The organism is Streptomyces sp. NPDC043427, from assembly GCF_056436655.1.
Genome location: NZ_JBWKCC010000039.1, coordinates 96,897 through 103,300 on the forward strand (window position 1 = coordinate 96,897; position 6,404 = coordinate 103,300).

The window sequence follows — 6,404 nt, forward strand, 5'->3', positions numbered from 1 at the left end:
CCCAGCACCCGACCGGCACCACCCGCCAGCACCCGACCGGGGCGACCCGGCAGTACTCGGCCGACCGCAGCCGCCGTGCCCGGCCGACCGCGGCCACCCGAGCTGCAAGAGCACCCCGGCCAGGCCACGCGCACCACCCGCACAGCCCGCCATGACAGCCCGCCCCGGCCACCACCACTCGCGCGTGCGGCCTCGACCGGCGGGTGCAGGGACGTGCGAGTGGGGCTCAAGCGGAGTCGATCAGCCTGGCCGTGGGCGGCGCGACTGCGTAGCCGGTGGCCCAGCCGATCGCGGCGAACGTGAGGAGAGAGCATTGACCACGGTATCCAGCCCGGCCACGCCGGAAACCCGGCAGACGCCACTCCAGGCGCTGCGCGCCCTGCGCAAGGACGGCCAACTCGCCGAACGGTACCCGGAGATCGCGCCGCTCCTCGCGGAACTGGCCTCCACCGGCGCCGACGCCGACCTCAGGCGCGCCGGGTCCGTCCTCGCCCAGCTCGACCGGGAGCAGGTCCTCGACGCCTGGCCGCAGACCGAGACCGCGGTGGTCGCCGTCACCGGCCACTCCACGCTGGGCGGCCTCGGCGCCCCGCTGGCCGCCGAGTTCGGCCGGCACGGCGTGCTGGTGGAGACCCGGCTGAGCGACTTCGACGCCTACCAGCGCGACCTGCGCGACACCGACAGCACCCTGTACGCCGCCGACGTCGACCTCACCCTGTGCGTCCTCGACCCGCAGCTGCTCCTCGACGAACTGGGCTCGCCCTGGCAGGTCGAGGACCTCGCGAAGGCCACGCGGCGCAAGCTCGCCGAACTGGAGCGGCTGGCCGGCACGTTCACCGCGCACTCCACGGCCGTACTCGTCCTGAACACGGTGCCACTGCCCCGCACGGTCACCCACCAGCTCGTCGACCACGAGTCGCGCGCCCACGCCGGTGTGGCCTGGCGCGACTTCAACAGCGGCCTGCTGCGCCTGGCGCTCGCCAACCCGCGCGTCCACGTCATCGACCTCGACCCGCTCGTCGCCGCCGGGACTCCCCTCAACGACCCGCGCATGGCCGCGTACGCGAAGGCCGCCCTCGGCGACGACCTGCTCGCCCGCTACGCCCGCGAGGTCGCCCACCTGGCGCGGATGCTGCGCGGCCGCACCAAGAAGGTCCTGGTCGTCGACGCGGACAACACCCTGTGGGACGGCGTCCTCGGCGACGACGGCCCGGACGGCATCGCCGCCGCGACCACCTTCCGCGGCGAGGCGTTCGGCACCTTCCAGCGCCTGGTCCGCCAGATCGGCTCACAGGGCGTCCTGCTCGCCGTCAGCAGCAAGAACGACCACGACAACGTGATCCAGGTCGTGCGCGAACACCCCGACATGGTGCTGCGGGAGGCCGACTTCGCCCGCATCAACGCCAACTGGCAGCCCAAGGACGCCAATCTGCAGGACATCGCGAGCAAGCTCAACCTCGGCGTCGACAGCTTCGTCTTCGTCGACGACTCGCCCTTCGAGTGCGGCCTCGTCGCCGGCAGCCTGCCCCAGGTCGCCGTGGTCCGCCTGGACGACGAACCGGCCCTGCACGTCGAGAAGCTGCTCGCCGACGGCTGGTTCGACACCGCCCGCCTCACCGCCGAGGACCGCGCCCGCGCCGCCCTCTACCGCACCGAGTCCGAGCGCGCCGACCTGCTGGAGAGCGCCGGCTCCCAGGAGGAGTACCTGGCCCGCCTCGGCGTCCGGGTCACGCTCACCGAGGCCGCGCCCGGCGACATCGACCGGGTCGCCCAACTGTCGCTGCGCACCAATCAGTTCAACCTGACGACGGTCCGCCTCCAGGCCGCCGACGTCACCGAGCGGACCACCGCCGACGACCATCTCGTCCTGGTGATCCGTACGGCCGACCGCTTCGGCGACAACGGCGTCGTCGGCGCGGTGTTCGCGCAGCGCGACGGCGACACGCTGCGGGTCGACAACATGCTCCTGTCCTGCCGGGTCTTCGCCCGCGGCATCGAGCAGACCGCCGTCGCCGCCCTCCTCGCCCACGCCCGGGCGACCGGTGCCGCGGAGGTCACCGCGAGCTACCGGCCCACCAAGAAGAACAAGAACGTGCGGGAGTTCTGGCCCTCCCTGGGCTTCACCACCACGCACACCGCGGACGACGAACTCCGCTTCCGGCACGACCTGGAGGACCTTCCGGCCGTGCCGTCCCACATCCAGCTCGACTCCGCCCTGGAAGGGTCACCCCAATGACCAAAGAGGAATTCATCCACCTCGTACGCGACGAACTCGACCTCCCGCTCGGTATCGACGACCTCGACGCCGACTTCGACCACGTCGTCAGCTGGGACTCGATGCACATGATCCGCCTCGTCGCCGCCGTGGAGCGCGAGACCGGCAGCCGTGTCCCGGTGGGCAAGCTGCTCGCCGACCGCAGCCTGTCCGCCATCTACGCCCGCATCGCCGAAGCCGCCTGAGGAAGAAAGGAGAGCACCCTCATGAGCATCGACGCCCACGACACGGCCCGCACCGGGCCCGCACCGGCCCCCACGAAGGCGCCGGCGAAGGCGCCCGCCCTCCAGCAGCCGACCGCTCCGGCGGTTCCGGCCACCGTCAAGCGCGGCCTGGTCCTCTTCCTGGTCGCCACCGCCCAGCTGATCTGCGTCCTCGACGCGACGATCGCCAACGTGATGCTCCCGCAACTGCGGGCCGACATCGGGCTGAGCGCCACGAACCTCCAGTGGGTCATGAACATCTACGTGGTGCTGTTCGGCGGCCTGATGCTGCTCGGCGGCCGCCTCACCGACGTGTTCGCCCGCCGCAACGTCCTGGCCGTCGGCCTCGTGCTGTTCACGGCCGGCTCACTGCTGTGCACCGTCGCCGACGGCAGCGGCCTGCTGCTGAGCGGCCGCGCCCTCCAGGGCATCGGCGCCGCCGCGCTGTCCCCGGCCGCGCTGTCCATCCTGGTCACCACCTACCCCGAGCCCGACCAGCGCGCCAAGGCGCTCGGCATCTGGGGCACCGTCATGGGCGTCGGCGCCAGCCTCGGCACCCTCCTCGGCGGCGCCATCACCGACGTCGACTGGCGACTGGCGTTCCTGATCAACATCCCGATCGGCGCCGTGCTGCTGTTCGCCTGCCTGGTGTACATCCCGCGCAGCGCCCCGACCGGCCCCCGTCCCGCCGCCGACGTGGCGGGCGGTGCGACCGGCACCCTGGGCCTGCTGTCCCTGGTCTTCGGCATCGTCCAGGCCGGCACGAAGGGCTGGGGCGACACCACCGCCCTCACCGCGCTCGTCGCCGCGGTGGTCCTGCTGGCCGTGTTCGTACGGGTCGAGAGCACCGCGAAGGCCCCGCTGCTGCCGCTGTCGCTCCTGCGCCGCAGGTCCGTCGCCACCGGCACGATCGCCCAGCTCATCTCGGCCGGCCTGATGCTGCCCTCCTTCTTCATGCTGCCGCAGTACATGCAACTGGTGCTGCACTACAGCCCGCTGGAGGTCGGCCTCGCCTACATCCCGACCAGCCTCGCCATGCTCGGCGTCTCCGGAGCCGTCCCGGTCCTGATCGCCAAGTACGGCCCCCGAGTCCCGTACGCCATCGGCACGATCCTCCTGGCCGGCGTCCTGGTCCTCATGTCCAACGCCCCGTCGGACGCGGGCTACTGGTCCCTGCTGCTCCCCGTGACCGCCCTGCTGGGCGTGGGCCTGGTCCTCTGCCTGATGACCACCCCGGTGGTCGGCACGCGCGACGCCACGGAAGAGGACGCCGGCACCACCTCGGCCGTCCTCAACGCCGCCGGCGAGATCGGCGGCGCCCTCGGCCTCGCCGTCACCGCCACGGTAGTCGCGTCCCGCCTCTCCGACGGCGCCCCCCTCACCGACGCCCTCCAGCGTGGCTTCCTGGTCCTCTTCATCTGGGTGGCCATCAACCTGGCCATCGGCCTCTTCGCCTTCGGCGGCCGCCCCCAGGAAACCCCGAAGAAGTCCTAGTGTCCTGCGCCCGAAGTTCGTAGGCAGTTCTGCTGCGCCACGATCGGTCAAGTCGCCCGGTCGGCCGCCTGGATTGGGCCGGAGCGGCACGTCGAAACTACCGACGGATTAACGGCGCAGGACACTAGCCCCACAGCCGCCCCAGCGGCACGTCCCGCCCAGCTGCGGGCAGTCGTGCCGCTGGGGTGGCACGGGTGGGCGCAGCGGCACCCCGCGAGCGCGGGCGAGCGACACCCACCCCACCCCCGCACCGGCCCACCCGCACAGCTCACCCAGCTCCCCCTGACGCCCCGGAAGGCAGGCACATGATCGACCAGCACACCCGGTCAGCGCCGGCCCCGCATCAGGCACACGCACAAGCACAAGCACAAACCCCCACCCCCGTAGCCCTCCTCCTCGGCGCCTCCACCCCCACCGCCATCCCCGCCCTGCTCGAAGCCTGGTCCTCCGGCATCACCACCCACGTCCTCGACCGCGCAGCGCTCCTCACCACCCGCACCCCCGACACCGCAACCCTCGCCGACACCTCCTCCGGCCTGGACGTCACCCGTCCCGACGTCTGCGTCGCCTGGGCCCGCCGCCAAGCCGCCCGCGGCCACCGCTTCGACATCGTCCTGGGTCTGCGCCCCGACGTACAGGAATCCGCCGCGGCGGCCGCCACCGCCCTCGGCCTCCCCGGCAACCGCCCCGAAGTGATCCGCACGATCCAGAACCCCGACGCCTGCCGCAAGGCCCTCGCAGCAGCCGGCTTCCTCGTCGCACCTCCCACGAACGACAACCCCATCCACCTCACCGCAGTAGGCGTCCTCACCGCCGCCCGCCCCCACGTAGCCCTCATCGCCACCCTCCCTCCCGACGGCCCCCCACACACGGCCGACCTCCCCGGCCCCACATGGACGACGATCGCGACGGAGGCCGAACGCGCCGTACAACACCTCGGCCTGGAGTTCGGTGTGTTCCGAGTCGACCTGGCCCTCCCCGACCACGACGATCCCACCCCCGCCCCGACCCTCACCACCGTCCACACCACCCTCGGCGACGACGGCACAGCAGCCCTCCTCACCACAACCGCCCCCTGGCTGGAACCCTTCGCCACCGTCTACGACGACGCCCTGAACCGCTCGGTCCCCCTGCCCTTCCCCGGAGAAGCCGTATGACAACCGACCTGGTCCAGCTGCTGACGCCCGACGGCGAGCGCGTCAAGAACGCGGAGCACACCGAGCACGCCGAGTTCGACACGTACGTCGACGGCATCACCCCCGAAGATCTCCGCGCCCTGTACCGCGACATGGTCAGAGCCCGCCGTGTGGACGCCGAGGCGACCACCCTGCAACGCCAGGGCGAGCTGGGCCTGTGGCCCTCGCTGCTCGGCCAGGAAGCCGCCCAGGTCGGCTCCGCACACGCCCTCGCCGACGGCGACCACGTCTTCCCCAGCTACCGCGAACACGGCGTCGCCCTGTGCCGCTCCGTCGACCCGCTGCACCTGCTCGCGATGTTCCGCGGCGCGAACAACGGCGGCTGGGACCCCGCCGACCACGCCTTCCACCTCTACACCCTGGTCATCGGCTCCCAGACCCTGCACGCGACGGGCTACGCCATGGGCGTCGCCCAGGACGGCGGCGACTCCGCGGTGATCGTGTACTTCGGCGACGGCGCCACCAGCCAGGGCGATGTCGGCGAGGCCTTCAACTTCGCGGCCGTCTACAACGCCCCCCTGGTCTTCTTCTGCCAGAACAACCAGTGGGCCATCTCCGAACCCAACGAACGCCAGACCCGCGTCCCCCTCTACCAGCGCGCCCAGGGCTTCGGCTTCCCCGGCGTCCGCGTGGACGGCAACGACGTCCTGGCCTGCCTCGCCGCCACCCGCTGGGCCCTGGAGCGGGCCCGCGCCGGTGAGGGCCCGACCCTGATCGAGGCGTACACCTACCGGATGGGCGCCCACACCACCTCCGACGACCCCACCCGCTACCGCCACGACGAGGAAGTGCGGGAGTGGGCCGCCAAGGACCCGATCAGCCGGCTCAAGACCCACCTCACCCAGGCGGGTTGGGCGGACGAGGGCTTCCTGGCCGACGTGGACCGCGAGTCCGACATCCTGGCCGCCCGCCTCCGCGACCAGGTCCGCTCGATGCGCGCCCCCGCGCCCACGGCCATGTTCGAGCACGTGTACGCGGACGGTCACGCGCTCGTCGACGAGGAGCGCACCCAGTTCGCCGCTTACCAGGCGTCGTTCGCGGACGCGGAAGGGGTCAAGTGAGATGCCCGAGAAGCTGGCTCTGGCCAAGGCGATCAACGAGTCGCTGCGCCGTGCCCTGGAGGCCGACCCCAAGGTCATCGTCATGGGCGAGGACGTCGGCAAACTCGGTGGCGTCTTCCGCGTCACCGACGGCCTGCAGAAGGACTTCGGCGAAAGCCGCGTCATCGACACCCCG

The 6,404-nt window shown here is 72.0% G+C and carries 5 protein-coding genes and 1 pseudogene; all 6 read left to right on the forward strand.

Translation table 11 applies throughout. The features are described 5' to 3' along the window. The first annotated feature begins 313 nt into the window (after window positions 1-313). Entirely contained in the window at window positions 314-2,236 is a 1,923-nt protein-coding gene (locus AC067M_RS40785; protein WP_478702061.1) for an HAD-IIIC family phosphatase, read from the forward strand. Continuing rightward, complete coding sequence (locus AC067M_RS40790; protein WP_478702062.1) at window positions 2,233-2,460, forward strand: acyl carrier protein; 228 nt, start codon at window positions 2,233-2,235, stop codon at window positions 2,458-2,460. The genes AC067M_RS40785 and AC067M_RS40790 overlap by 4 nt, the downstream gene beginning before the upstream one ends. 21 nt (window positions 2,461-2,481) lie before the next feature. Further along, complete coding sequence (locus tag AC067M_RS40795) at window positions 2,482-3,972, forward strand: MFS transporter (protein ID WP_478702063.1); 1,491 nt, start codon at window positions 2,482-2,484, stop codon at window positions 3,970-3,972. Between the two features lie 305 nt (window positions 3,973-4,277). Next, window positions 4,278-5,129: a hypothetical protein gene (locus tag AC067M_RS40800; protein WP_478702064.1), complete on the forward strand. Its 852-nt coding sequence runs from the start codon at window positions 4,278-4,280 to the stop codon at window positions 5,127-5,129. Further along, complete coding sequence (pdhA, locus tag AC067M_RS40805) at window positions 5,126-6,229, forward strand: pyruvate dehydrogenase (acetyl-transferring) E1 component subunit alpha (RefSeq protein WP_478702065.1); 1,104 nt, start codon at window positions 5,126-5,128, stop codon at window positions 6,227-6,229. The genes AC067M_RS40800 and pdhA overlap by 4 nt, the downstream gene beginning before the upstream one ends. 1 nt (window position 6,230) lies before the next feature. Beyond that, window positions 6,231-6,404 (forward strand): annotated as a pseudogene (locus AC067M_RS40810) (alpha-ketoacid dehydrogenase subunit beta); the annotation flags it as partial.

Bases quoted from the DNA above. Each gene is read 5' to 3' on its own strand.
- AC067M_RS40795 (WP_478702063.1), top strand. From the start codon at position 2,482: ATGAGCATCGACGCCCACGACACGGCCCGCACCGGGCCCGCACCGGCC.
- pdhA (WP_478702065.1), top strand. From the start codon at position 5,126: ATGACAACCGACCTGGTCCAGCTGCTGACGCCCGACGGCGAGCGCGTC.
- AC067M_RS40800 (WP_478702064.1), top strand. From the start codon at position 4,278: ATGATCGACCAGCACACCCGGTCAGCGCCGGCCCCGCATCAGGCACAC.
- AC067M_RS40790 (WP_478702062.1), top strand. From the start codon at position 2,233: ATGACCAAAGAGGAATTCATCCACCTCGTACGCGACGAACTCGACCTC.